The following is a 23,365-nucleotide window of genomic DNA, read 5'->3' on the forward strand; positions in this document are numbered from 1 at the left end:
CGCGAGCGGATACGGTTGACCGGTGGGTAGCGCAGCTGAATCACGCGGGAGGAGTTCTGGCGCTCTGGTGCAGTCCGTCGATCGGGCTGTGACCGTCTTGGAACTGCTGGCGCGCAACGGAGAAGCCGGCATCACCGAGATCGCCGGAGAGCTGGGAGTGCACAAGTCGACGGCCTCCCGGCTGGTCAGCGTGCTGGAAGCGCGCGGCCTGGTCGAGCAGCTGGGCGAGCGCGGCAAGTACGCCATCGGCTTCGGCATCGTGCGGCTGGCCGGGGCGGCGACGGAGCGGATGGACCTGCCACGGCTGGGCAGGCCGTTCTGCGAGTCGCTGGCCGCCGACCTGGGCGAGACGGTCAACATCGCGATCCGGGACCACGACGTCGCCATCAACATCAGCCAGGCCCGCGGCACCGCGGCGGTCACCGCGCACAACTGGGTCGGCCAGCGCACGCCGCTGCACGCCACCTCCAGCGGCAAGGTGCTGTTCGCGCACGCGCCGCGCGAGGACCAGGACGAGCTGCTGGTCCGGCCGCTGGAGCGCTACACGACCCGCACCGTCACCAGCGCGGGCCAGCTGCGCAAGGACTTCGACCTGATCGTCCGCGACGGCTACGCGACGAGCTACGAGGAGCTGGAGCTCGGTCTCAACGCGGCAGCGGTGGCGGTCTACAACCAGGAGGGCGAGGTGATAGCGGCGCTGAGCGCCTCGGGCCCGTCCTACCGCTTCTCCCGCAAGCGGATGCGAGAGGTCGTCGGAGCGATGCGCATCGCGGCCAAGGAGCTCTCCTCCCAGCTCGGCTTCCTCGCCTGACCGCGCACGTCCCCTGCGGCTCACCGGCCAGGGGCGGTCTACGCGATTTCAATGGAAATCGCGTAGATCCGGACGTGCCGTCGGCGTGCCGGGCTAGGCGCCGGAGCAGCGGGAGGCGTCAGTCGCGGGAGAGCCAGAGCTCCTCCAGGTCGAGCTGGTGCATCACGCGGCGGAGGACTTCGTCGTCGATGCGGCGGTTGTCGCGGAACTGCACGAACACCGCCCGCTCCGCCGCCAGCATCTCGCCGCGCAAGCGGCGGTACGCCGCCGTCGGGCTCTCGCCGACTTCGTCGGCCGATCGCCCCAGCCGCTCCCACGCCTGGTTGCTGCGCTGCTGCGCTGCGCTTCGCAGCTGCTCCACGGCCTCCTCCGGCAGCGCCGACTCCGCGGCGAGCGCGTCCAGGCGCTCCCGCGCCGCGCGGGCCGCGTTGTGCTGTGCTTCGGCTTCGGCGAGCGCATCGGTGTAGTCCTCGGTTCCGCGCACGCCCAGCTCGTTGATGAGCCAGGGGAGCGTGCTGCCGTGCAGCAGCAGCGTCGCCAGGGTGACGAAGAACGTCAGGAACAGCACCTCGGCGCGGTGCGGGAACGGTTCGCCGCTCAGCGTCGCGGTCGGGATCGCCGAGGCCGCCGCCAGCGACACCACGCCGCGCATGCCCGCCCACGACACCACCACCTTGTCCCGCCAGCTCGGTTCGCGGCCGCGCAGCAGCTCCGGTAGGTACATCACCAGGAAGACCCACACCACCCGCGCGAGCACCACGCCGGCGGTGAGCGCCAACCCGGCGACGAACAGCGGCCCGAGGTCGATCGAGACGCTCTCCGCGACGCTGCGCAGCTGCAGGCCGATGAGGGCGAACACCACCGCTTCGAGCAGCGTGTCCGCGGCGTTCCACACCGCCCGGTCCTGCAACCGGGTGGCGGCGCTGCCCGAGGTCGCGTGGTGCCCCAGGTACAGCCCGGCCACCACGACGGCCAGCACACCGGAGGCGCCCACCTCCTCGGCCAGCAGGTAGGCGAAGAACGGCACGATCAGCCCGGTGGCGCTCTCCAGCAGGTCGTCGCGCAGCAACCGCCTGATCCGGTGCACCAGCCAGCCGATGGCGTAGCCGATCACCACCCCGCCCACCGCGGCGATCAGGAACATGCCGACGCCGCCCAGCAGCGAGGAGCCGACGCCGACCGCAGCGGCCACGGCCACCCGGTAGGCGGTGAGCGCGGTCGCGTCGTTGACCAGGCTCTCGCCGCTGAGCACCGTCATGATCTTGCGCGGCAGCCCGAGCCTGCGGCCGATGGAGATGGCCGCGACCGCGTCCGGCGGCGCGAGCACCGCGCCGAGCACCAGCGCCGCGCTCACCGGCAGGTCCGGCACCAGCCACCAGGCGATGGCCCCGGCGACCGCCGTGGTGAACAGGACCAGCCCGAAGGCCAGCAGCCCGATCGGTTTCAGGTTGGCCCGGATGCCGATGGTGGAGCTGTTCAGCGCCGCGGAGTACAGCAGCGGCGGCAGGATCAGCAGCAGCACCACGTCCGGGTCGAGGGCGTAGTCCGGCACTCCGGGGATCGACGACACCGCCAGCCCGACCACCACGAGCGCCAGCGGCGCGGACAGGCCGATGCGCCGGGCGATCGCGGTCACCGCGAGCGATCCGGCGAGCAGTGCCATGAGTGCGGGAAGATCGTGCATGGTCGCTCCGTGTTGGTGCGGAAGGCCGAACCGCGCGGTTACCGTCGGAACGACATTCTCGCCCGAACGCACCAAGAGGGAGCCTGTGATGTCCACCAGCTGCGCGCACCTGCGCGAAGCGGCCGAGCAAGCGCCGGAGCCGAGCCGGGCGGACGGCTGCGAGGACTGCCTGGCGGCGGGGGAGCACGCGTGGGCGCACCTGCGCATGTGCACGGAGTGCGGCCACATCGGCTGCTGCGACTCCAGCCCGCACAAGCACGCCACGGCCCACTACCACCAGACATCCCACCCGGTGGTCCGCTCCTTCGAGCCGGGCGAGTCCTGGACCTGGTGCTACGTCGACGAGAAGCTCCGCCCCTGACCGCTCCCGCGAAACCGCCCGTCACCCGGGCCCTGGTCAATTTCGTACGAAATTGACGCCGCCCCGGGTGATGCCGTCAGAGCTCGTCGGCGGCTTCTTCGATGGTCTCGCCGCGGGCGAGGCGGCTGTTGTGCCTGCTGTAGACGAAGTAGAGGACGAGGCCGAGGAGCATCCAGACGCCGAAGCGGATCCAGGTCCAGCCCTCCAGGTTCAGCATCAGGTACAGGCAGGCCGCCGCGGCCAGCACCGGGATCACCGGCACCCACGGCACCCGGAACGCCCGCGGCAGGTCCGGGCGGGTGCGGCGCAGCACCAGCACCCCGATCGACACCAGCACGAAGGCGCACAGCGTGCCGATGTTGGTCATCTCGGCGAGCACGTTGATCGGGGTCAGCGAGGCGATGATCGCCACCACGACACCGGTGATCACGGTGATCCGGTACGGCGTGCGGTACTTGCGGTGCACCTTGGCGAACCACACCGGCAGCAACCCGTCGCGGCTCATCGCGAAGCCGACCCTGGCCTGCCCCAGCATCAGGATGAGGATCACCGTGGTCAGCCCGGCGATGGCGCCCAGCGAGACCAGCCCGACCGCCCACGGCGCGCCGATCGCCTGGAACGCGGTGGCCATCGGGGCCGCGGTGTTGAGCTGGTCGTACTTGACGATGCCGGTCATCACCAGCGACACCAGCACGTACAGGACCGAGCAGACGGCCAGCGAGCCGAGGATGCCGATCGGCATGTCCCGCTGCGGCCTGCGGGTCTCCTCCGCACCGCTGGCGACGATGTCGAAGCCGATGTAGGCGAAGAACACCAGCGCGGCACCGGCCACCAGGCCGCTGAGTCCGAACGAACCGGTCTGCCCGAAGATCGCGTTGATCAGCGGCTGCTCCAGCGGTGCGGCGACGGCCCCGGGCTCCGGCGGCTGGTGCGGCGGGATGAACGGGGTCCAGTTGGCGGCCTTGACGAAGAACGCGCCGAAGATGATGAAGAACAGCACCACCACGAGCTTGATGGCCACCACGACGTTGGTGACCGCGGCGCTGAGCCGGATGCCGATCACCAGCACGACGGTCAGCAGCAGGGCGATGATCGCGGCGGGCAGGTTGGCCACGCCGCCGGCGCCGGGTGCGGCGGTCAGCGCCTCGGGCAGCGCCAGGCCCATCGCGCTGAGCGCTTCGACGAAGTACTGCGACCAGCCGACCGACACCGTGGAAGCGCCGATGATGAACTCCAGCATCAGGTCCCAGCCGATGAGCCAGGCGAAGAACTCGCCCAGCGAGGCGTAGGAGAAGGTGTAGGCGGAGCCGGCGACGGGCACCACCGAGGCGAACTCGGCGTAGCACAGCGCGGCCAGCCCGCAGGCGATGCCGGAGATGACGAACGAGATCGAGATGCCCGGCCCCGCGTCGGTGGCCGCGGCGACCCCGGTGAGCACGAAGATGCCGGTCCCGATGATCGCCCCGATGCCGATGCCCAGCAGGTCCACGGCGCGCAGCACGCGCCGGAGCCGGAATTCCGGGGCTTCCGCATCGTTGATGGACTGCTCGACCGACTTGACACGCATGATGGACATGGGTGGCCTCCTCACCCCAGCCCCGGCAGGTCGGGTTGGCCCGCACGCTCAGAGCCTGCTTGTGGTCGTTTTGCGTGGCGGTGCGGGTGGCGGAACCTGAGTGCTTCCCTGGACTGCGGGTGCCCCTCCTGATGTATGACCAGATACACGGCGGAGGGGCCGTCCTCGCCAGGAAAGCACTCAGAACCCGCAGCGGTGCAAGCTGCGTACGTACTCAAAGCGGCTGACGCCGCTTGTAAGGCGCGGACGGCTACGCCGACAGTGCCCTCAGTACTGAATTGTGACCCCGTTCACCTCTTCTCGCGGGCTGCGACCAGCGCCGCGGCGGCGGATCGTGCGGTGCGTGCGGAGTCGGCCCGGCCGTTCACGGCGGCGGTGCTGATCGCGCCCTCGACCAGGATGAGCAGCTGCTCGGCGAGCTCATCCGGATCGGCCGCGTCGAGCCGCCCGGTGAGTTCGCGCAGGTAGTCGCGCAGGGCCCGCTTGTGCTCGCGGGCGATTTCGGCCACCGCGGGAGCCACGCCGCCGAGTTCGCCGAAGGAGTTGAGGAACGCGCAGCCGCGGAAGCCCGGTTCGCCGAACCACTGGTGCAGCCAGTCGAAGACCGCGAGCACGGACTGCTCGCCGCTGCGCTCGACGTGCGCGGCCAGCGCGGCCAGCCAGCGCCCGTCGCGGCGGCGCAGGTAGGCCTCGACCAGCTCGTCCTTGGAGGCGAAGCACTGGTAGAAGCGCTTGAGCGAGACGCCGGAGGCGGTGCGCAGCTCGGCCATGCCCACGGCCTGGATGCCGCGCTCGTAGAACAGGGCTTCGGCGGTGTCCAGCAGCTTGTCCGCGGCCTCGTTGCGGTCCATGTGGTGATCTTCCGGGGTGGTGCGGAGAACGGTCGTTCTCTACACTACCCGGAGAACGACCGTTCTCCACGAGGAGGCCTGCCATGACCCGCCCGCCCTTCCCGCCGTTCGACGAGCGCACCGCCGCGCAGAAGGTTCAAGCCGCGGAGGACGCCTGGAACACCCGGGATCCCGAGCGCGTCGCCGCGGCGTACACAGCGGACTCGGTGTGGCGCAACCGCGACCGGTTCGTCACCGGGCGCGCGGAGATCGTCGAGTTCCTGCGGCAGAAGTGGGCGCGCGAGCAGGACTACGCGCTGCGCAAGGAGCTCTGGAGCTTCCGGGAGAACCGCATCGCGGTGCGCTTCCAGTACGAGAGCCGCGACGAGGCCGGGCAGTGGTGGCGCAGCTACGGCAACGAGCTGTGGGAGTTCACCGCGGAGGGCCTGATGAGCCGCCGCGAGGCCAGCATCAACGACGTGCCGATCACCGCCGCCGAACGCCGGATCTTCGGCCCCCGCCCGGAATCCGAGCGCGGGCAGCCGATCCCGATCCGCTGACCGGTGCGTGCGGCACCGCCCGGTACCGCACGCACCGGGGGGTCAGGCGATCCGGACGCCGCGCGACAACTTGTGCACGGGGGTGCGGAGGCGGCGCGCGCTCAGCGTCAGCGCACCGGCACCCACCAGCACGTTGAACCCGAGCCCGTAGGGCCACACGGCCGGGCTCGACGTCGGGGTTTCGGGGTCGTAGGTCTCGATGTCCGTGCGCATGGCGCGCGCCATGACACCGATGCTGGCCAGCGGGTCCGCGTCGACCACCGGCTCGTCCTTGCCGGTGTAGGGGTTGAACTGCATCGGCGGGGCCGGGGCCGCGTCGCCCAGGATGACGAACGGGTTCGGCGCCAGCAGCCACCACACGAGGTCCGGCTGCGCCATGGTTCTGGTGTAGGTCTGCCCCTCGACCGTGAAGTGCTTCTCCTGCATGGTCATCGGGAGCGACAGGAGGAAGGTGATCATCGTGCCCACGGTCAGCGCGAACACCAGCAGGTAGGCCATCAGCGTCGAGGTGATCCCACGCGCGAACAGCGCCGACAGGCCTTGCGCCATCGCGCAGATCACGCCGATCAGCACCGCGACGACCGCGATCACCGCCAGGGCGCGCAGCGGACCGACACCGCCCTCCAGGACCGCCCACGCCACGAACGGCAGGGTCAGCGCCAGGAAGACCAGCCCGGTGATCCAGGACGCCGCGAACTTGCCGAGCGTGATCTCCCACGCCGTCAGCGGCGTCACCTGCACCGTGGCGAGGGTGCCGCGCTCCCGGTCGCCGTTGATGGACTGCGCCGCCAGCGCCGGGGACACCAGCAGCGCCAGCCCGAGCACGAACAGCATGAGGCTGCCGAACAGCGGCAGGCCGATGTTGTCCATGCCGATGTCGGAGGTCGCGCGCGCGACGCCCAGTCCGTACCGCAGCAGCCCGGTGAAGGCCGCGATGACGGCGACCCACGCGATCAGCAGCCAGCGCCACCGGCCGGTGCGCAACCGCACCCGGAACTCCTGCGCGGCCACGATCTTGATCCCGCTGAGGGTCATCGGCGGTCCCGCCTCTCCGCGTTTTTCAGTGGTGGTTGCGTTTGGCGTTGCTCTGCCGTTTTGGCGGTTTCTCGTGGCTGGGTTGCATCACGGTCCCCTGAGGTGCGGTTGGGCGTCATCGGCGCTCCTCGGTGTAGGCCAGGTAGGCGGACTCCAGGTGGTTGCCGACCGGGGCGAAGCTCGACACCCGCACGCCGTCGGCGATCAGCTGGGCGAGCAGCTCCGCCGCGGCCTGCTCGGACTCGACCTGCAGGTCGACGCCCGCGGAGTGCGCGGAGTGCTCGATCTCGCGCTGCGCCAGCGCGGCGGGCAGATCACCGGCGACCGCCCGCACCCGCCAGGTGGCGCGGTGGTCGAGCTCGTCCATCCGGTGCTGCCCGGCGGTCTGCCCGCCGTTGATGAACACGACCCGGTCGGCGATCTCGGACAGCTCGCTCAGGATGTGGCTGGACACCAGCACCGCGGTGCCCTCGCCGGCCTGCGCGCGCAGCAGATCGCGCAGCTCCACGCGGGAGCGCGGGTCCAGCCCGGAAGCCGGTTCGTCGAGCAGCAGCACCGACGGCCGGTGCACCAGCGCGCGAGCCAGCGCGAGGCGCTGCTTCTGGCCTCGTGAGAGCACGTGCACCGGCTGGTCGGCGAATCCCGCGAGGCGAACCAGGGCGAGCAGCTCGGCGACCCGGGCGCGGGCGTCGGCGGCGGGCATCCGGTAGGCGGCGGCGAAGAAGGCCAGGTACTCGCGGGTGGTCAGCTGGTCGTAGACGCCGAAGGTGTCGGGCATCCAGCCGAGCTGGCGGCGCACCGCGAGCGGATCGGCGACCGGGTCGGAACCCGCCACCCGCAGCTCGCCGGAATCCGGTGCCAGCAGCGTGGCCAGCATCAGCAGCAACGTCGTCTTGCCCGCGCCGTTCGGCCCGACGAGGGCGGTGACCTCGCCGTAGGGGACGTCGAGATCGATTCCGCGCACGGCCTCCACCGCGCCGAACCGGCGTCGCACATCCCTGGCCAGGACGGCATGGTCCTGCGTAGGCATCGTGTGGCACTCCTGATCGTTGATCTTGCGTCGTAGGACGCACCGGAGTGCGATCAGGTTGCGCGCCGAGTCGCCGATATCCGCGAGAAAGCGCTTTGCGGCCAGGTGGCGGGCGCGGTTGGCCCATCCGGGCGGTCAGGACTTGGTGCTCGGCTGGTCTGCTTTGCTCAGCGAGTTGAGCGCGTCGAGGGCCGAGGTCTTGGTCTCCTGGTCCACCGAGGTTCCTTCCGGGGCCGGTTGCAAGACCGTCTCCGACGGTGCGGCGACCGGTTCGAGGTCCGGGCGGGTGCGCTCGCGCGGGCGCTGCGGGACCGGCATCCGCGGGCGGGACTGCGGCGGCGGGACCGGTGCGCGCGGCGGCTGGCTCGCGCTGATGTAGAGCCCTTCCAGCACCAGCACGATGATGCCGATCATCAGGGCGCCGATGGCCAGCCACAGGCCGGTCGGTTCGCCGCCGGACCACCAGAGCGCGCCTGCCGCGCCGCAGCCGGCACCGGCCGCGATGGCCAGCAGGTGGAACAACAGGTGGACGGCGTAACCCCTCACGACCCGATTACCTCCCCGTGCATCGATCGCGGTCCGCCGCCGGTGCGAACCGCGCTCGTCGGAATTGGGCGGCTGGTGCCGAACACGCACCCCGCTGCTGCTCGGTTGCCCGGTCGAGGGCCAGGTCACACCGCTCGAACGCGGTCGGAACTCCCGATATCCGATGGTAGCGCCCGATCCGCGCGATCCGCCCGATCAAGGACTCCGCATCCGATATCACCTGTTCGGGCGACCGGGGCGGACGTGCCCAGCGGCCCCGACCAGCCCGTCCTACGGTGAATCCAAAGGGCCCCCGTTCACCCGCATCGGTGCGGTGCCGGTCGGCGCGTCTTGCCAGCCGCCGAAACACGAGGTGGCCCGGTCTTACGCATACGGGGGGTGGGTGCCGGTGATCAACTCGCTGGCTGGATTCGCGTTGGCCGCATCGATCGGGCTGGGTGCGCTCCTCGGCTCGCCGCTGCTGATGTCCTGGGTCGAGCACCGGATGCTCGGCAGGCGCGCGCCCGCCGCGGGCAGGCACCGCCGCCAGGCCGTCCGGCCCAACCTGCTGGTCGTCCGGTGGCGCTACGCGATCCCGGTGCCGCGCCGGGTTCCGGCGGGCGGGCCCGGTGCCATGCGCAAGCCCGGCCCGAGACGCTCCTTCGACCGGCCTACACCGGTGCCATGCCGGGCGAAGCAACACAGCTGACCAGGGTTTCGACCGTCGCGGCGGCCTGCGCCCGGTACCAGACCCCGCCGGGGACCACCAGCTGCGGCGACTGCCCGGCGCCCGCGCCCAGCACGCGCTGCTCGGGCTCGGCCGGTTCCGGCCCGTCGCCGCCCAGCAGGAGGACCAGCGGGCCGCCCCGGTGCCACAGCCACAGCACGTCGGAGTCCACCGACCGCCATTCCGAGCGCTGGGCGGGCGGCAGCAGGAAGTAGCCGGCCGTGGCCACCGGCCGCGATCCGCCCTGCGGGCTGGTCCAGGTGCGCCGGTGCCAGCCGCCCGACGGGTGCGGCAGCAGGTCGAACTCCTCGGCGGTCCGGTTGCGGGTCTCCAGCGAGACGAAGTCACCCGCCTGATCGCGCCGCGCGTAGCGGACGCCGATCACCGCGCTGCGCTCCAGCGGGCCGTAGACGTGCGGGAACAGCTGGTCGGGGGAGAAGCTGTACGGCGGCGAGGGGTGGGCGGGCTCCCAGCGCACGGGTGCGGAGAGCTTCGCCGGATCGAGCTCCAGCGCGATCATCGGCTCGGTGGCCGGGCGGAACACGGTGTTGGCGACGGCGAGTGCGGTGCGCACGTCCTGCGAGCAGTGCACGAAGCCGTCCGTCTGGAGGCTGGCGACCCGGATCGGCGAGTCGCGGTCGGCGTGGAAGGCGCTCAGCGGCAGCAGATGCAGCAGCGTCGAAGTCACCCCGACAGTTTCCCGCTTCCGCCCAGGATGGCGCGCCGGTGTCCGGGCTCGTTCGGCGCGAGCCCCATAAGATCGGGACATGGCGATTCGGGTTGCGGTGCTGGACGACTACCAGGACGTCGCGCGGGACTGCGCGGACTGGGGTTCGCTGCCCGCGCAGGTCGAGTTCTTCCACGAGCACATCGCCGACCAGGCGGAGCTGGTGCGCAGGCTGGAGCCCTTCGAGGTGGTCGCGGCGATGCGCGAGCGCACCGCGTTCCCGCGCGAGGTGCTCGCGGCGCTGCCGAACCTGAAGCTGCTGGTGACCACCGGCATGCGCAACGCGTCGATCGACATGGCCGCGGCGCGCGAGCTGGGCGTCGTCGTCTCCGGCACCGGGGGAGCGGGCGCGGAGCGCGCGTGGGCGCCGACTGCCGAGCTGACCTGGGGGCTGATCTTCGCGCTGCTGCGCAAGATCCCGGAGGAGGACCGGTCGATCCGGGAGGGCGGCTGGCAGCGCGGCGTCGGCCTGGAGGTCGTGGGGCGGACGCTGGGCGTGCTCGGGCTGGGGCGGCTGGGCTCGCAGGTCGCCGCCGTCGGGCGGGCGTTTGGCATGGACGTGATCGCCTGGAGCCAGAACCTCACCGACGAGGCCGCGGCGGCGGCCGGTGCGCGGCGGGTGGACGAGGACGAGCTGTTCGCCGCCTCCGACGTGCTGACCATCCACACCGTGCTCAGCCGCCGGACCCGCGGCCTGGTCGGCGCCGCCGAGCTGGCGCTGATGCGCCCGACCGCGTACCTGATCAACACCTCGCGCGGGCCGATCGTCGACGAGGCCGCGCTGCGAGCGGCGCTGCACGAGGGGCGGCTCGCCGGTGCGGGCATCGACGTCTTCGCCCAGGAGCCCCTCCCTGCGGACGACCCGTGGCGCACCACGCCGCGCACGGTGCTCACCCCGCACCTGGGCTACGTCACCGAAGACACCTACCGGGCCTTCTACACCGACACCGTCGAAGACATCGCGGCCCACCTGCGCGGCACCCCGATCCGCGTCCTCAACGCCGGTGAAGGGCACCTTTAGGCAAGTAAATTGCTAAAAGGTGCCCTTCACCGGGCTGTCGCCGATCGTGCGAATCGGGCACTGATACGGCTTCCGTCTGGATGACGACTCGGCCTTGACGGCTGGAGAGACGCAGATCACAGTCATACCAACCAGTCGGTCTGATCTTCGTCTCCAGCCCAGCCGAGGGGAGCCCGCCCATGACTGCCGGTGCACCAGCCGAACGAACCCCGGGAACGCCGAAGAAGCTGCTGATCGCGGCGCTGATCGCCAGTTCGATCGAGTGGTACGACTTCTTCATCTACGCCACGGCCGCGGCGCTGGTCTTCGGCCACCTGTTCTTCCCGGGCGCGAGCCCGCTGATCGGCGTGCTGCTGTCGTTCGCCACCTTCTGGGCCGGGTTCATCGCCCGGCCGATCGGCGGGCTGGTCTTCGGCCACCTCGGCGACAAGGCCGGCCGCAAGCCGGCGGTGGTGACCTGCCTGGTCATGATGGGTGCGGCGACCTTCCTGATCGGGGTGCTGCCCGGTGCGGCGACGATCGGCGTGGCCGCGCCGGTCCTGCTGGTGGTGCTGCGGTTCCTGCAGGGCATCGCTGTCGGCGGGCAGTGGGGCGGGATCGTGCTGCTGCTGACCGAGAACGCCGACGGCGGGCGGCGGGGCATGGCGGGCACCTTCGGCCAGATGGGCGTCCCGCTGGGCGTCATCCTCGGCAACGTGGTGTTCCTGGTGGTCGGCGCCGCGCTGAGCCCGGAGGCGTTCCTGGCGTGGGGCTGGCGGATCCCGTTCCTGGCGAGCGCGGTGCTGGCTCCGGTGGTGCTGTTCATCCAGCTGAAGATCGAGGACACCCCGGTGTTCCGCGACCTGCGGGAGCGCAAGGAGAAGCGGGACGAGCAGGTCGTGCGGGCACCGCTGGTGGAGGTCCTGCGGACCCGCAAGCGGACCGTGCTGCTCGGCGCCGGTCTGCTGTTCGCCACCAACTCGATCTTCTACATCAGCATCTCGGGGCTGCTGGACTACGGAACGCGCGAGCTGGGCATGCCGCGCCAGACGCTGCTCGCGATCTCCCTGGTGTCCTCGCTGGTCGGCGTCTTCGTGATCTTCCTCAGCGGTGCGCTGTCGGACCGCTGGGGCCGCCGCCCGCTGATCCTGGCCGGTGCCGGGCTGCTCGCGGTGTGGGCGTTCCCGTTCTTCTGGCTGGTGGACACCGCGACCGTGCTCGGCGTGGCGGTCGCGGCCGCGGTGGGCAGCATCGGGTCGAGCCTGACCTACGGCCCGCTGGCGGCCTACCTCAGCGAGCTGTTCGAGCCCCGCGTGCGCTACTCCGGCGCGTCCCTGGCCTACCAGCTGGCGGCGATCCTGGTCAGCGGCGGAACGCCGTTCATCATGACGGCGCTGCTGGCGGCGACGGGCAGCTCGGCATCGGTCTCGGCGTACCTGCTCCTGATGGGCCTGTGCACCCTGGCCTCGGCCCTCCTGCTCCGCGAGACCCGCCCGGAACCCCACTTCCGAGCAACCGCCACCAAACCCTGACCCCAGCACCGATCGAGTGAAGGAAGACGAGGTGAAGGGCACCTTTCACCAAGTTACTTGGCGGAAGGTGCCCTTCACCTTTCACTTGACGGTGCGGTCAGACGTCGGTGGCGAGCTGCTTGACCTGCTCGATGAGCTTGGCGCGGGTCTCGGAGTCGCCGGCGAGCGGGGTGACGTTGAGGGTCGTCACGCCCGATTCCTTCATGGCCGCCAGCCGCTCCTTGACGTGGCTCTCCGGGCCGATCAGGGAGGTCTTCTCCAGCAGGTCGCGCGGGACCGCCGCGGCGGCCTCCTCCTTGCGGCCGCTGAGGTAGAGGTCCTGGATCAGCTCCGCCTCGGCCTCGTAGCCGTAGCGGCGGGCGAGGTTGTTGTAGAAGTTCTTGCCCTTCGCGCCCATCCCGCCGACGTAGAGCGCCACGTGCGGGCGGACGAAGTCGAGCAGGTCCTCCAGGCCCTCGCCGATGGCCAGCGGTGCCTGGGCGACCACGTCCAGCGGCGGCAGCGACGCGTCGCGCTTGGCCTTGCCCGCCGCCAGCGGCTCGCCCCAGACCTCGCCGGCGCGCTCCGGCAGGTAGAAGATCGGCTCCCACGCCTCGGCGATCTCGGCGACCAGCTCGACGTTCTTCGGGCCGATGGCGGCGATCATGATCGGGATCCGCTCGCGCACCGGGTGGTTGATCAGCTTCAGCGGCTTGCCCAGCCCGGTGCCCTGCTCGGCGGGCAGCGGGATGGCGTAGTGCTTGCCGCTGTGCTCGACCTTCTCCCGCCGCCACACCTGGCGGCAGATGTCGACGATCTCGCGGGTGCGGCCCAGCGGTGCGTGGTAGGGCACGCCGTGGAAGCCCTCGATGACCTGCGGTCCGGATGCGCCGATGCCCAGCGTGAAGCGGCCGTCGGAGACGTAGTCCATGCCCGCGGCGGTCATCGCGGTCAGGGTGGGCGTGCGGGTGTAGATCTGCAGGATGCCGGAGGCGATCTCCAGGCGTTCGGTGCGGGCGGCGATGAAGCCCATCTGGCTGACCGCGTCGAACGAGTACGCCTCCGGGACGTAGACGATGTCCAGCCCGGCCTTCTCGTAGGTGGCCAGGTCGTCGACGGTTTCCTTGAAGCCCCCGCTGTAGTTCAGCGGCATCCCGATGCGCATCGGCCGTCCTTCCGGTTTGCGGCAGCGGCGCTGTCCAGCCGGGCACGCCGCCGAGGTCGTGCGGAGAGGTTACCGCCGAGTAGGGGGTGGCGTGAATCGCCTCGCCCGGCCGTGGATGTGACCGAAATCTCAGGAAAAGGTCGGTCTGGCCGGTTTTCCGGACGCTCGGGCCCCGACAATGGGAGCATGTCGCCCCACTACCGCATCGAAGCGCCGAACAGGCCGCGCGGTGCGCGGGTGGGCCGGGCATGAAGCTCGCCCTGCTGGACATCGGATCCACTGCTGCGCGCCTGGAGATCGTCGACCTCGGCCGGTCCCGGATGCCGCGAGCGGACTGGAGCGTCAAGGCCCGCACCCGCCTCGCCGAGCGCACCGGAGTCGACGGCGTCGTCGACGAGCGCGGCGTGGAGCTGGCGGTGCGCGCGGTGCAGCACTGCGTGCGCGCTGCCGCCGACCAGCGGCCGGACACGCTGGTCGCGTTCGGCACGTCCGCGGTGCGCGACGCGGCGAACGGCGCGCGGCTGCGCGAGGAGCTCAGCGAGGCCGCCGGAGTGCGGATCGGCGTGCTCAGCCCGCGCGACGAAGCCGCCGTCACCTACCACGCGGCCCGGCGCTGGCACGCGCGCTGCGGGCAGCCGATGACCACTGTGGACATCGGCGGCGGCACCATCGACGTGGCCACCGGGCTGGACCTGGAGCCCGCCGACGTGGTGTCGCTGCCCATCGGTGCGGTGCGGCTGACCAGGCAGTACCTGCCGGACGATCCGCCGCACCCGCAGCAGGTCGACGAGCTGGTCGAGGCCGTGCGGCGCACCATCTCGCGCTCGCTGAGCCGCTTCGCCGAGGCCGATCTGGGACACCCGGTGGCGCTGTCGAAGGTGCTGCGGCAGCTGGCGGTGCTCACCGAGAGCACGCCGGACCGCCTCGCCCGTCACCCCGACCGCCTCTCGCGCGCCAAGCTGCGCCCGTGGATCCCGCGGCTGGCCGAGCTCGACCAGGCCCAGCGCGCGGCGCTGCCCGGCGTTTCGCGCAGCCGCGCCCGGCGGATCCTGGCCGGTGCGATCGTGGCGGAGCTCATCCTGCGCACCATCGGCGTGGACGAGCTGGAGATCTGCCCGTGGGGCCTGCGGGAAGGCCTGGTCTTCCGGTTCGCCGAGGCGCACGGCGAGGCCGACGGCGACGTCCGCGAGCTGATGACGACCCTGTTCCGCTGACGCCGAAGCGGCGCGCGACCCCCGGATGCCGGTAGCGTCGGGATCGTTCACGATCGAGACGCCGGAGGGAGTTCCAGTTGCCCTTTCGCATCGCGGAACCGCCGGCGGCGAGCGCGTGGCGCTCCGGTCGCGGTGAACCCGCGGCGAGCGGTGGACGTGCTCGACAGCAGGGTGAGCGGCCCGCACCGCTCGCGGACGAATCGTAGGGGGACCTGACGTGGCAGTTCTGCTGCAGCTCCTGATCACCATGGTGGCGGTGTGGATCACCACCGCGCTGCCGGGCATCGACCTGTCCGGGGAGGACACCACCGCCAAGGTGCTCACCCTGCTCGCGGTGTCGGTGATCTTCGGCATGATCAACCTGGTGCTCAAGCCCATCGCGAAGACGCTGGGCTGCCTGCTCTACCTGATCACCCTCGGGCTGTTCGGCCTGGTGGTCAACGCGCTGCTGTTCTGGTTGACCAGCTACCTGGCCGGCCGGCTGGGCCTGCCCTTCCACGTGGACGGCTTCTGGCCGGCGTTCTGGGGCGCGCTGATCGTCACGATCGTCAGCAGCGCGCTGGCGGGGATCGTCCGCCGCGCCCAGCTCCAGGACGACTACCGCCGCTGACCCCGCGGAATTGTCCGGTCCACTGTGGATCGCGCGGCGCGGCGCTGGATTCGGAACTGGTGTCGACCAGGAGGAGGACGACGTGGAACTGCTGCTGCTGTCCAGTTCGGTGAAGCACGGCACCGGTTTTCTCGAGCACGCCGCGTCCGCGGTGACCGAGCTGCTGACCGGCCGGGACCGGCTGCTGTTCGTGCCGTTCGCCAAGCGCGACCACGACGGCTACACCGACACCGTGCAGAAGGCGCTCGCGCCGCACGGCATCACCGTCGACGGCATCCACCGGTCGGCCGATCCGGTCGCCGCGGTCCGGGACGCGCAGGCGGTGTTCATCGGCGGTGGCAACACGTTCCGGCTGCTCGCCGCGCTGCACCGGCTCGGCCTGGTCACCGCGCTGCGCGAGGCGGTGCGCGGTGGCACGCCGTACATGGGCGCCAGCGCCGGCACCAACATGGCCTGCCCGACCCTGCGCACCAGCAACGACATGCCCATCGTGCAGCCGCCGTCGTTCGAGGCGATCGGGCTGGTGCCGTTCCAGATCAACCCGCACTACGTGGACCCGGATCCGGGCAGCACGCACATGGGCGAGACCCGGGAGCAGCGGATCGCGGAGTTCCTGGAGGACAACGACGTGCCGGTGCTGGGCGTTCGCGAGGGCTCCTGGCTGCGCGTGCGCGGCGATCGGGCCGAGCTCGGTGGCACCACTGGTGCGCGCTTGTTCAGCCGCGGCGCCGATCCCCGAGAGCTCGCACCGGGAGCGGACCTCACATCGCTGCTGAACACCGAGCCGCACTTTGACTCCTGAGGCCCGGATCTCCCAGCGCCGCAGCCGGATTCGCGTAGCCGTTCGATCACCCTGTGCTATGGTGCGGACATCCTGCCGAGGGGCGCTGGAGCGGGACGCCGCCGATCGGCGCTCCGCCCTGGGCCAAGTGGTGGAATCCCGCTGACTGCGGCGCGGGCACCATGCGGGAGCACACTGGGTCGGTTCGACGGTTGCGGAGCACTGTGGCGCGGACGAGCAGTTCCGGGAGCGAGTACAAGACGATCCGGGCCCGCCTGACGCGCGTCGGCTTGGTGCCCAGCGTGATCCTGCTGGTCCTGTGGCTCGGGTTCTCCTCGTTGACGATCTACGACGGCTTCTACGCCGTGATGGTCGCCCGCGGGGTCCAGGAGGCCTCGCTCCCGGCGGGCCGGAGCCTGGTCGAGCTGCAGGCGGAGCGCCGCATGGCGCTGGAGCGCTTCAGCCGTCCGGACCTCGATCCGGGCGCCATGGCCGCTCAGCGCGCCCGGACCGATGACGCGCTCGCGCGGACCCGGCCGAACTTCGACGGGCTGATCGCCGATTCACCGCAGGCGATCGCCGGGCAGGTCCGGACGCTGGACGGGTTGCTGGCCGAGCTCCCGGACCGGCGGGCCGGGATGGACTCCGGCGCGATCTCGCGGCAGGAGACCTTCGACTACTACAACCGGCTGCTGGACGCCTGGGCCGACCTGTTCGACACCCAGGCGCGGATCGTGCCGGACCTGGAGGCCAGCCACGCCGGGCTGGCGGGCAGCGAGGTGGTCCGGGCGGCCGATCAGATGTCGCAGGCCGCGTCCCTGGGCAGCGCCGCGCTGGCCGGCGGCGGGTTCGGCGACATCGATCACGTGACGTTCGCGCACCTGGTCGGCTCCTACCACGCCAGGATCGACACGAACCTCCCCGTGATGGAGCCGAACGGCGCCGCCCTCCTGCGGCAGCTCACCACGAGCGAGGCCTGGCGCAAGCTGGTCGCCTTCGAGAACGAGCTGATCGAGCGCCCGCCCCGGCCGGGCGTCCGCTCGGTGGATCCGGTGGAGTGGGGTCAGGTCACCGCGGAGGTCTCGGAGAAGCTGATCGAGGTCGCCCAGCAGCAGGCCCGCGAAGGCGTCGAGCTCGGCCTGGACAACGGCAACAGACGGCTCCTGGAAGTGCTGGCGATCAGCCTGGTGGGGCTGTTGGTAGTGCTGGTCGGCATCGTGCTGGCCGCCCGCGTCGCCCGCGGCCTGGTGGACCGGACGCTGGTCTCCCGGTTGGCGAGCCTGCGCGACGACACGCTGCGGCTGGCCCACGACCGGCTGCCGGACATCATGTCCCGGTTGGAGCGCGGCGAGCAGGTCGACGTGGAGGCCGAGCTCGCACCGCTGGACTACGGCACCGACGAGATCGGCCAGGTCGCCGACGCGTTCAACACCGCGCACCACACGGCGGTGGCGGCCGCGGTGCAGGAGAACCACGCCAAGGCCGGGTTCAACAAGGTCTTCCTCGGCATCGCGCACCGCAACCAGGGCCTGGTGCACCGCCAGCTGAAGGTGCTCGACCGGATGGAGCGCAACGAGGAGCACCCGGAGCGGCTGGCCGGGCTGTTCGAGCTGGACCACCTCGCCACCCGCGCCCGCCGCAACGCCGAGAACCTGGTGGTGCTGGCCGGGGTGCAGGCGGGGCGGAAGTGGCGCAAGCCGGTGCGGCTGGCCGACGTGGTGCGCGCGGCGGTCGCCGAGACCGAGCACTTCGACCGCATCCAGGTGCACCGGGCGCCGGATCTCTCGGTGGTCGGCGCGGCGGTGGGCGACGTGATCCACCTGCTGGCCGAGCTGATGGACAACGCCACGTCGTTCTCCGCGCCGAACTCGCGGGTGCAGGTCTACTGCGGCGACACCACTCGCGGCGGGGTGCTGGTGCGGATCGAGGACGAGGGCCTGGGGATGCGCCCGGCCGAGCGCGACGAGGCCAACGTCCTGCTGGCCAGCAAGCCGAAGTTCGAGGACATCACGCTGCGCGGCGACTCCCGCCTCGGTCTGTTCGTGGTGGCCGTGCTCGCGTCCCGGCGCGGCATCAAGGTGGAGCTGCGCGAGGCGGCGGGGGAGGGCACGGTGGCCTACGTCCGGCTGCCCGCCAACATCGTGGCGCACGACCGGCTGTTCGAGGACCGGTCGGAGGAGCCGGACCTGCTGCGCCTGCCGACGTCGGCAGGCGCCGAGCGGCCGTCGAACGCCTCGGACGACCGGGTCCGGCCGAAGTGGAAGGGCCGGGACCGGCCCGGCGACTGACCGGGCCGTCCACAGTGGTCGGTCATGCGGGTGTCAGCGCGGTGATCGCCCGGCCGAGGGCGTCCTGTTCGCCGTCGGGCAGCCAGCGGGCGGCGTGCAGCATGTGCAGGGCGGTGCGCAGGCGCGTGCGGTCCTCGTCGGTGCCGAGATCGCCGAGCCGCGCGGGGAGCACGAGGGCCAGCGCCTTCAAGTCCCGGCGGGCGCAGAACTCCGCGATCAGGTCGTCGATCAGCTCGGTGGCGGGGTTGACCGGGCGCAGCCCCTCGGCGATGGCGAACCGGGTCCAGTCCGCGTACTGGCCGGGCGGGACGTCGCCGATGTGCCGGGCCGCCGCGGCGAAGTGCTCCTGCGCCCGGTCGGGCCGGTCGACGTCCCGGTAGGACCTCGCCAGGTTCAGGTGCAGGGAGGTGAAGAAACCGGCCACCCGCTCGTCGGCGACCCGCTCCGCGCGGGCCAGGCTCTCCTGGTTCCAGCGCAGCGCCTGCTCGGGAGACGGCTGGTGCCGGGCGAGGTAGTGGGCGGCGATGCTGGCCTCGTAGTCGTCGGCGGCGAGTTCCCAGGCCTGCTGGAAGTGCTCGCGAGCGTCGTCGTCCCGGCCTTCGGCCTCGGCCTGCATGCCCTGCGAGCACAGCCGGATGACGGGATTCTCGGGATTCACGGTCGGGTTCCTCTCTTCGGGCGTTCAGCGCACGGGCATGACCAGGGTGGTGAAGCTGCCCTGGTCGGCGGAGCGGATCACCACCGGCCGGTCCGGTGCGGAGAGCTCCAGCAGGACGTCGGGCCCCACACCGGCTTCCAGCGCCGGTACGAGCACCGCCGGGTCGAAGGCGATGCGCAGCGGTGGCCCGGTGTGCACTGCGGGCCGCTCGGTGATGTTCCCGTCGCGGTCGGCGATCACCAGGTGGCCGTCGTCGGTGCGCAGGACGACCGGGCCGGGCGCGTGGAGCAGCGCCGCGCACAGGGCGCTCCGGTCGGTGATGACCCGGTTCTCCGGAGCGGGCAGTTCGTCCAGGATCAGCTTGTAGTCGGGGAAGGTCTCGTCGGAGGTCGGCAGGTCCCGCGACCGGCCGCCGGCGTGCAGCCGCGCGCCGCGATCGTCGACCTCGATGCCGACCTCGGCCAGCGGCAAGGCCCAGGACGCGGCGTCGGCCAATGCCGCGGCGTCGACCACGAGGCCGGTCGCGGCGCCGTCGGCGAACACCGGGCGCAGCGTCCGGACCGCCAGGCGGTAGCGGTCCGTGGCGACCAGCCGCACCTCCTCGTCGAGCTCGACGAGGATGCAGCCCAGCACCGGGAATTCCGCCCGCGCAGCGGCTCCGGCGACCGACGGCGACACCTGGCGCACGGCGCTGGCCAGCTCCGCTCCGCCGACCCGGACCAGCGTCCTGCGCGCACCGCCCGGCAGCGAGCGCAGGATCTCCCCGATCTCGGCCTGCGCGGCCGCCGCCAGGTCTCGCGCCCGCTGGGCGTGGGCGGTCAGCGCGGCACGGGCCTGCTCGGCCGTCCCGTCGAGCACCGCGCCGACCTCGGGCAACGGCACTCCCGCCGCCCGCAACCGGCGCAGCAGCACGGCGCGCGAGAGCTGGCCGGGGGAGTAGTAGCGGTACCCGGTCGTCGCGTCGACGTGCGCGGGGAGCAGCACGTCGCAGTCGTCGTAGAACCGCAGCGCGCTCGGCGTCAGCCCGGCCTGCCGCGCGAAGGCACCGATGTTCAGCAGCTCGTCGTCCATGAGGGCGATTGTCGGCCTTCAAGCGACTTGAGGGTCAAATCGCTGACCTGACCGGGTCAGGTCCGGCGAGGCCTCGGAGGGCAGGCGCAACTCGAGGCCACCCGCGGGGTCGTTCGTGACATCCGCGGACTCAGCACCTGAACGAGAGGTGTTCGGTCGGCGGCGATGCCCGGTCTGGCTGAACGCAGGAATCTGGTCCACAATGGACAATCGGCGAGGGTGGCGGTCCGGGAACGTCGGGGGCTCCTGCTCCGCGAACCTGCCGTCGCGGAAGCCGGCGGATGATCCGATCGGCTGCGAGTCGAGGGCGTGGTGCGCCCTATGCTGATCGGTATCCGATGCCGTTCTTCCGCCCACGAAGAGGAAGCACTCACATGGCACAGCACGTTCCGGTTTGCGCAGAGGCGGTGCAGCGCCAGATCCCGAAGCACGGGCTCGGCGAGAAGGAGATGCTCCGAGCGTGGCTGGAGTTCGGCCGCAAGACCGTCCTGGGCAAGACGTCCGGTCTCTCCGACGACGACGCCCGGCACAACCCGACGCGGTCGAACACCTCGCTGGCGGGCATCGTCAAGCACCTGACCACCGTGGAGCAGCACTGGTTCCAGGTCGTGCTGGGCGGCCGGGAGATCGCGATGCCGTTCGACCGGCAGAACCCGGACGGCGACTGGATCGTGGCCGACGGCGAGACCCTGACCAGTCTGCTGGACCGCTACCGCGAGGCCTGCCGGGAGAGCGACCGCATCATCGACGAGCTGGACCTGGACAGCACCGGAGCGCAGACCGACGACGACTACACGCTGCGCTGGGCGCTCTGCCACGTCGCGCTGGACACCGCCCGCCACGCTGGCCACGCGGACATCCTCCGCGAGCAGTGGGACGGCGCCCGCGGCTGGTGAACCGGGGGCGTCAGCGCGGCTTCTTGGCCGCCGGCGCGGAGGTGGCGCGGTCGCGGTCGAGGTGGTCGTCGAGGTGTTCCAGGAGGCGGCGGAGTTCGCCGACGACGCGTTCGTAGTCGGCCGGGCTGTAGTCCGGGAGGAGCCGTGCTTCGTTGGCGAGGTGGAGGCGGAAGATCCGGTCGACGACCTCGGTCCCGTGCGCGGTGAGCCGGACGCGGACCGAGCGGCGGTCGTCGGTGTCGCGGATGCGCTCGACCAGGCCCTTGGACTCCATCCGGTCGATGCGGTTGGTGACCGTGCTCGAGGTGATCATCGCCGCGTCGAGCAGCGCGCCGGGGGTGAGTTCGTACGGCGGCCCGGAGCGCCGGAGCGTGGTGAGCACGTCGAACTCCCACACCTCGAAGCCGTGCTCGGCGTAGAACGCCTTCAGCGCGCGGTCGAGGATGCGGGACAGCCGCTGGACCCGGCCCACGATCGCCACCGGCCACAGGTCGTCGGCCAGTTCCGGCGCTTCGTCGCGCCACAGGTCCATGATCACGTCGACGCTGTCGCTCATCCCCGCTCCTTACCTCGACGCCGAGATTACCCCGTCCCGCGCGCGGGACGGGGTGCCCTCGGTGCGTGCTCACCAGGACTGCCGGTCCCGGTCGTCAGCTGCCTCGCTTGATCCGCGCCGCCAGCTCGGACAGCAGGTCGGTGAGCAGGGTTCGGGTGAACTCGTCGGTCACGGTGCCGTCGCCGTCGAACCTCTCGTGCGCGCCGAACACGATCACCTCCGGCTTGGCCAGGACGTCGGCGCCGACGCTGGTGAGGATCTGGCGCAGGCCGAGCTGGGCCCGCACCGTGCCGAGCGCCCCGGGCGAGGCGCCCGCCACCGCGACCGGCTTTCCGCTCATCCCGGCCCCGGACGGCATCCGGCTCATCCAGTCGATCGCGTTCTTCAGCGCGGCGGGGATCGCCGCGTTGTGCTCCGGCGTCGCGATCAGCAGTCCGTCGGCCCGCAGGACTTGCTGGTGCAGCTCGTGCACGGCGTCCGGCAACGCGCCCTGCTCCAGATCCTGGTTGTACAGCGGCAGATCGCCGAGTCCGGGGTGCACGCGCACGGACATCGAGCCCGGTGCGAGATCGCGGGCCGCCCGCAGCAGTGCGGTGTTGTAGGAGTCGGCCCGCAGGCTGCCGGACAGCGCGAGGACGTGGTATTCGGGTGCGGGGGTGGTCATTTCGTGCTCCTGTTCATGGATTGGCCCGCGATGAGCGCGAGCAGTGCGACGGTGAATCCGACGAGTTGCCAAGGGGTGAGGGTCTGGCCGAGCAGGACGAAACCGGCCAGGGCCGCGACGAGCGGGTTCACAGTGGACAGCTGGGACACCGCGGTGGGGGCGAGTCGTTGCACGCCGCGGAACCACAGCGTGTAGGCGAGGGCGGTGCCGACGAGCCCGACGTAGACGAACCCGGCCACGTTCTGGGCGGTGATCGTCGCGGGCAGCCCTTCGGCCACGAGGGTCAGCGGCCAGAGGGCGAGGCCGCCGATGGTGAGCTGCCAGCCGGTCATGGTCAGCGGCGGAACCGGCGAGCCCCACTTCTTCCCGAGCACGATCCCCAGGCCCATGAGCGACGTCGCGGCCAGCATGGCGGCGACGCCGACCGGGTCCGGCACGGTGACGGCGGTGATCGTCATCAGCCCGATCCCCATCGCCGCCACGACGAAGGCGAGCAGGATCCGTCCCGGGGTGCGCGTCTTCAGCAGCAGCGCCGCCAGCGCGGCGACGATGAGCGGTTGCAGCGCCCCGAGCGCGGCGGCGAACCCGCCGGGCAGCCGGTAGGCGGCGAGGAACAGCAGCGGGAAGAACGCCCCGACGTTGAGGAGCGCGAGCACGCTGGCCTTCAGCCACCACGCCCCGCGCGGCAGCGTCCGGGTGAGGGCCAGGACGAGCAGCCCCGCTGGCAGGGCCCGCATCGCCCCGGCCAGCAGTGGCCGGTCCGGCGGGAGCAGCAAAGCCGTTGCCGCGTAGACGGTTCCGAAGCTCGCGGGAGCGATCGCGGTGAGTGCTGTGTCGCGCAGTGACGCCGGTGCCCGGAGGGGCGTCGGGGATGCGCTGGTGGTGATGGTGGCCATGTCGTCCGCCCTCGATTTCTCTCGATGCCGAGATAAAATCATCCGGAACTGTCGCTGTCAAGTATCTCGATGTCGAGGTTTTTGGCGACGGGCGGTGCGCGAACCGGCTCCCGGCGATCGCCTCCGCGGCGTTCGCGATCGCCGCGGTGCTGTCCGTCGTGCTCGTGCGGAGCACCCGCCGCTCGCCGT

The 23,365-nt window shown here is 71.4% G+C and carries 24 protein-coding genes; 11 read left to right on the plus strand and 13 right to left on the minus strand.

Annotation, left to right across the window (positions count from 1 at the left end):
* The first annotated feature begins 67 nt into the window (after positions 1-67).
* Positions 68-811, plus strand: a complete 744-nt coding sequence (locus OU416_RS22315; protein WP_270928958.1) for an IclR family transcriptional regulator — start codon at positions 68-70, stop codon at positions 809-811.
* 118 nt (positions 812-929) lie between these two features.
* On the opposite strand, the gene OU416_RS22320 is transcribed toward OU416_RS22315, so the two are convergent.
* Complete coding sequence (locus OU416_RS22320) at positions 930-2,495, minus strand: Na+/H+ antiporter (RefSeq protein WP_270928959.1); 1,566 nt, start codon at positions 2,493-2,495, stop codon at positions 930-932.
* 88 nt (positions 2,496-2,583) lie between these two features.
* On the opposite strand from OU416_RS22320, the gene OU416_RS22325 reads away from it, so the two are divergent.
* Complete coding sequence (locus tag OU416_RS22325) at positions 2,584-2,856, plus strand: UBP-type zinc finger domain-containing protein (protein WP_270928960.1); 273 nt, start codon at positions 2,584-2,586, stop codon at positions 2,854-2,856.
* A gap of 76 nt (positions 2,857-2,932) precedes the next feature.
* Here the strand turns inward: OU416_RS22325 and OU416_RS22330 are convergent, their stop codons facing one another.
* Positions 2,933-4,432 (minus strand): amino acid permease, encoded by a 1,500-nt coding sequence (locus OU416_RS22330; RefSeq protein WP_270928961.1) that lies wholly within the window; start codon positions 4,430-4,432, stop codon positions 2,933-2,935.
* Positions 4,433-4,722: 290 nt separating this feature from the next.
* A complete protein-coding gene (locus OU416_RS22335; RefSeq protein ID WP_270928962.1) occupies positions 4,723-5,283 on the minus strand; it encodes a TetR/AcrR family transcriptional regulator in 561 nt (186 codons plus the stop codon).
* Positions 5,284-5,366: 83 nt separating this feature from the next.
* Between OU416_RS22335 and OU416_RS22340 the strand changes: the two genes are divergently transcribed.
* Positions 5,367-5,822, plus strand: coding sequence for a nuclear transport factor 2 family protein (locus tag OU416_RS22340; protein ID WP_270928963.1), 456 nt, complete (start codon positions 5,367-5,369; stop codon positions 5,820-5,822).
* A 42-nt stretch (positions 5,823-5,864) separates the two neighbouring features.
* On the opposite strand, the gene OU416_RS22345 is transcribed toward OU416_RS22340, so the two are convergent.
* From OU416_RS22345 to OU416_RS22355, 3 genes are all read right to left on the minus strand, one after another.
* Positions 5,865-6,857 carry an ABC transporter permease gene (locus OU416_RS22345; protein ID WP_270928964.1) on the minus strand — a complete coding sequence of 331 codons (993 nt, stop codon included), beginning with the start codon at positions 6,855-6,857 and terminating at the stop codon, positions 5,865-5,867.
* A 115-nt stretch (positions 6,858-6,972) separates the two neighbouring features.
* Positions 6,973-7,887 (minus strand): ABC transporter ATP-binding protein, encoded by a 915-nt coding sequence (locus OU416_RS22350; RefSeq protein ID WP_270928965.1) that lies wholly within the window; start codon positions 7,885-7,887, stop codon positions 6,973-6,975.
* Positions 7,888-8,022: 135 nt separating this feature from the next.
* Positions 8,023-8,433 (minus strand): hypothetical protein, encoded by a 411-nt coding sequence (locus OU416_RS22355; protein ID WP_270928966.1) that lies wholly within the window; start codon positions 8,431-8,433, stop codon positions 8,023-8,025.
* A gap of 388 nt (positions 8,434-8,821) precedes the next feature.
* On the opposite strand from OU416_RS22355, the gene OU416_RS22360 reads away from it, so the two are divergent.
* A complete protein-coding gene (locus OU416_RS22360) occupies positions 8,822-9,121 on the plus strand; it encodes a hypothetical protein (protein WP_270928967.1) in 300 nt (99 codons plus the stop codon).
* On the opposite strand, the gene OU416_RS22365 is transcribed toward OU416_RS22360, so the two are convergent.
* Entirely contained in the window at positions 9,084-9,827 is a 744-nt protein-coding gene (locus OU416_RS22365; RefSeq protein WP_270928968.1) for a cupin domain-containing protein, read from the minus strand. The two genes, OU416_RS22360 and OU416_RS22365, sit on opposite strands and share 38 nt — an antisense overlap.
* An 85-nt stretch (positions 9,828-9,912) precedes the next feature.
* On the opposite strand from OU416_RS22365, the gene OU416_RS22370 reads away from it, so the two are divergent.
* Complete coding sequence (locus OU416_RS22370) at positions 9,913-10,887, plus strand: D-2-hydroxyacid dehydrogenase family protein (RefSeq protein WP_270929105.1); 975 nt, start codon at positions 9,913-9,915, stop codon at positions 10,885-10,887.
* Positions 10,888-11,066: 179 nt separating this feature from the next.
* Complete coding sequence (locus tag OU416_RS22375) at positions 11,067-12,398, plus strand: MFS transporter (RefSeq protein WP_270928969.1); 1,332 nt, start codon at positions 11,067-11,069, stop codon at positions 12,396-12,398.
* A gap of 97 nt (positions 12,399-12,495) precedes the next feature.
* On the opposite strand, the gene OU416_RS22380 is transcribed toward OU416_RS22375, so the two are convergent.
* Complete coding sequence (locus OU416_RS22380; RefSeq protein WP_270928970.1) at positions 12,496-13,542, minus strand: LLM class F420-dependent oxidoreductase; 1,047 nt, start codon at positions 13,540-13,542, stop codon at positions 12,496-12,498.
* A gap of 248 nt (positions 13,543-13,790) precedes the next feature.
* On the opposite strand from OU416_RS22380, the gene OU416_RS22385 reads away from it, so the two are divergent.
* The 4 genes from OU416_RS22385 to OU416_RS22400 all read left to right on the plus strand — a co-directional run bounded on the left by OU416_RS22385 (position 13,791) and on the right by OU416_RS22400 (position 18,435).
* The gene (locus OU416_RS22385) at positions 13,791-14,756 is read left to right on the plus strand and encodes a Ppx/GppA phosphatase family protein (protein ID WP_270928971.1); all 966 of its coding nucleotides are present in this window, start codon (positions 13,791-13,793) and stop codon (positions 14,754-14,756) included.
* Positions 14,757-14,973: 217 nt separating this feature from the next.
* A complete protein-coding gene (locus tag OU416_RS22390) occupies positions 14,974-15,366 on the plus strand; it encodes a phage holin family protein (protein WP_270928972.1) in 393 nt (130 codons plus the stop codon).
* Positions 15,367-15,448: 82 nt separating this feature from the next.
* Positions 15,449-16,168 (plus strand): dipeptidase PepE, encoded by a 720-nt coding sequence (pepE, locus tag OU416_RS22395; protein WP_270928973.1) that lies wholly within the window; start codon positions 15,449-15,451, stop codon positions 16,166-16,168.
* 191 nt (positions 16,169-16,359) lie between these two features.
* Entirely contained in the window at positions 16,360-18,435 is a 2,076-nt protein-coding gene (locus tag OU416_RS22400) for a sensor histidine kinase (RefSeq protein WP_270928974.1), read from the plus strand.
* A 22-nt stretch (positions 18,436-18,457) separates the two neighbouring features.
* Here the strand turns inward: OU416_RS22400 and OU416_RS22405 are convergent, their stop codons facing one another.
* Together OU416_RS22405 and OU416_RS22410 are read right to left on the minus strand one after the other, a co-directional pair.
* A complete protein-coding gene (locus OU416_RS22405) occupies positions 18,458-19,093 on the minus strand; it encodes a hypothetical protein (protein ID WP_270928975.1) in 636 nt (211 codons plus the stop codon).
* Positions 19,094-19,117: 24 nt separating this feature from the next.
* Positions 19,118-20,164: a MerR family transcriptional regulator gene (locus OU416_RS22410; RefSeq protein ID WP_270928976.1), complete on the minus strand. Its 1,047-nt coding sequence runs from the start codon at positions 20,162-20,164 to the stop codon at positions 19,118-19,120.
* Positions 20,165-20,538: 374 nt separating this feature from the next.
* Between OU416_RS22410 and OU416_RS22415 the strand changes: the two genes are divergently transcribed.
* Positions 20,539-21,060 carry a DinB family protein gene (locus OU416_RS22415; RefSeq protein ID WP_270928977.1) on the plus strand — a complete coding sequence of 174 codons (522 nt, stop codon included), beginning with the start codon at positions 20,539-20,541 and terminating at the stop codon, positions 21,058-21,060.
* A 10-nt stretch (positions 21,061-21,070) separates the two neighbouring features.
* Here OU416_RS22415 and OU416_RS22420 read toward each other — a convergent pair whose 3' ends face one another.
* The 3 genes from OU416_RS22420 to OU416_RS22430 form a co-directional block, all read right to left on the minus strand.
* Positions 21,071-21,616: a MarR family winged helix-turn-helix transcriptional regulator gene (locus OU416_RS22420; RefSeq protein WP_270928978.1), complete on the minus strand. Its 546-nt coding sequence runs from the start codon at positions 21,614-21,616 to the stop codon at positions 21,071-21,073.
* A gap of 94 nt (positions 21,617-21,710) precedes the next feature.
* Positions 21,711-22,280, minus strand: coding sequence for an NADPH-dependent FMN reductase (locus OU416_RS22425; RefSeq protein ID WP_270928979.1), 570 nt, complete (start codon positions 22,278-22,280; stop codon positions 21,711-21,713).
* Entirely contained in the window at positions 22,277-23,176 is a 900-nt protein-coding gene (locus OU416_RS22430; RefSeq protein ID WP_270928980.1) for an EamA family transporter, read from the minus strand. Before OU416_RS22430 ends, OU416_RS22425 begins: the two co-directional genes overlap by 4 nt.
* Positions 23,177-23,365: the final 189 nt, after the last annotated feature.

The sequence above is a fragment of the Saccharopolyspora indica genome (assembly GCF_027853965.1).
In the GTDB taxonomy this organism is placed as follows: Bacteria; Actinomycetota; Actinomycetes; order Mycobacteriales; family Pseudonocardiaceae; genus Saccharopolyspora; species Saccharopolyspora indica.

Excerpts from the sequence above, each read along its gene's own strand:
- OU416_RS22340 (WP_270928963.1), top strand. The coding sequence starts at position 5,367 with ATGACCCGCCCGCCCTTCCCGCCGTTCGACGAGCGCACCGCCGCGCAG.
- OU416_RS22325 (WP_270928960.1), top strand. The coding sequence starts at position 2,584 with ATGTCCACCAGCTGCGCGCACCTGCGCGAAGCGGCCGAGCAAGCGCCG.
- OU416_RS22375 (WP_270928969.1), top strand. The coding sequence starts at position 11,067 with ATGACTGCCGGTGCACCAGCCGAACGAACCCCGGGAACGCCGAAGAAG.
- OU416_RS22335 (WP_270928962.1), bottom strand. The coding sequence starts at position 5,283 with ATGGACCGCAACGAGGCCGCGGACAAGCTGCTGGACACCGCCGAAGCC.
- OU416_RS22385 (WP_270928971.1), top strand. The coding sequence starts at position 13,791 with ATGAAGCTCGCCCTGCTGGACATCGGATCCACTGCTGCGCGCCTGGAG.
- OU416_RS22420 (WP_270928978.1), bottom strand. The coding sequence starts at position 21,616 with ATGAGCGACAGCGTCGACGTGATCATGGACCTGTGGCGCGACGAAGCG.
- OU416_RS22350 (WP_270928965.1), bottom strand. The coding sequence starts at position 7,887 with ATGCCTACGCAGGACCATGCCGTCCTGGCCAGGGATGTGCGACGCCGG.
- OU416_RS22345 (WP_270928964.1), bottom strand. The coding sequence starts at position 6,857 with ATGACCCTCAGCGGGATCAAGATCGTGGCCGCGCAGGAGTTCCGGGTG.
- OU416_RS22320 (WP_270928959.1), bottom strand. The coding sequence starts at position 2,495 with ATGCACGATCTTCCCGCACTCATGGCACTGCTCGCCGGATCGCTCGCG.
- OU416_RS22415 (WP_270928977.1), top strand. The coding sequence starts at position 20,539 with ATGGCACAGCACGTTCCGGTTTGCGCAGAGGCGGTGCAGCGCCAGATC.
- OU416_RS22380 (WP_270928970.1), bottom strand. The coding sequence starts at position 13,542 with ATGCGCATCGGGATGCCGCTGAACTACAGCGGGGGCTTCAAGGAAACC.
- OU416_RS22430 (WP_270928980.1), bottom strand. The coding sequence starts at position 23,176 with ATGGCCACCATCACCACCAGCGCATCCCCGACGCCCCTCCGGGCACCG.
- OU416_RS22425 (WP_270928979.1), bottom strand. The coding sequence starts at position 22,280 with ATGACCACCCCCGCACCCGAATACCACGTCCTCGCGCTGTCCGGCAGC.
- OU416_RS22410 (WP_270928976.1), bottom strand. The coding sequence starts at position 20,164 with ATGGACGACGAGCTGCTGAACATCGGTGCCTTCGCGCGGCAGGCCGGG.
- OU416_RS22330 (WP_270928961.1), bottom strand. The coding sequence starts at position 4,432 with ATGTCCATCATGCGTGTCAAGTCGGTCGAGCAGTCCATCAACGATGCG.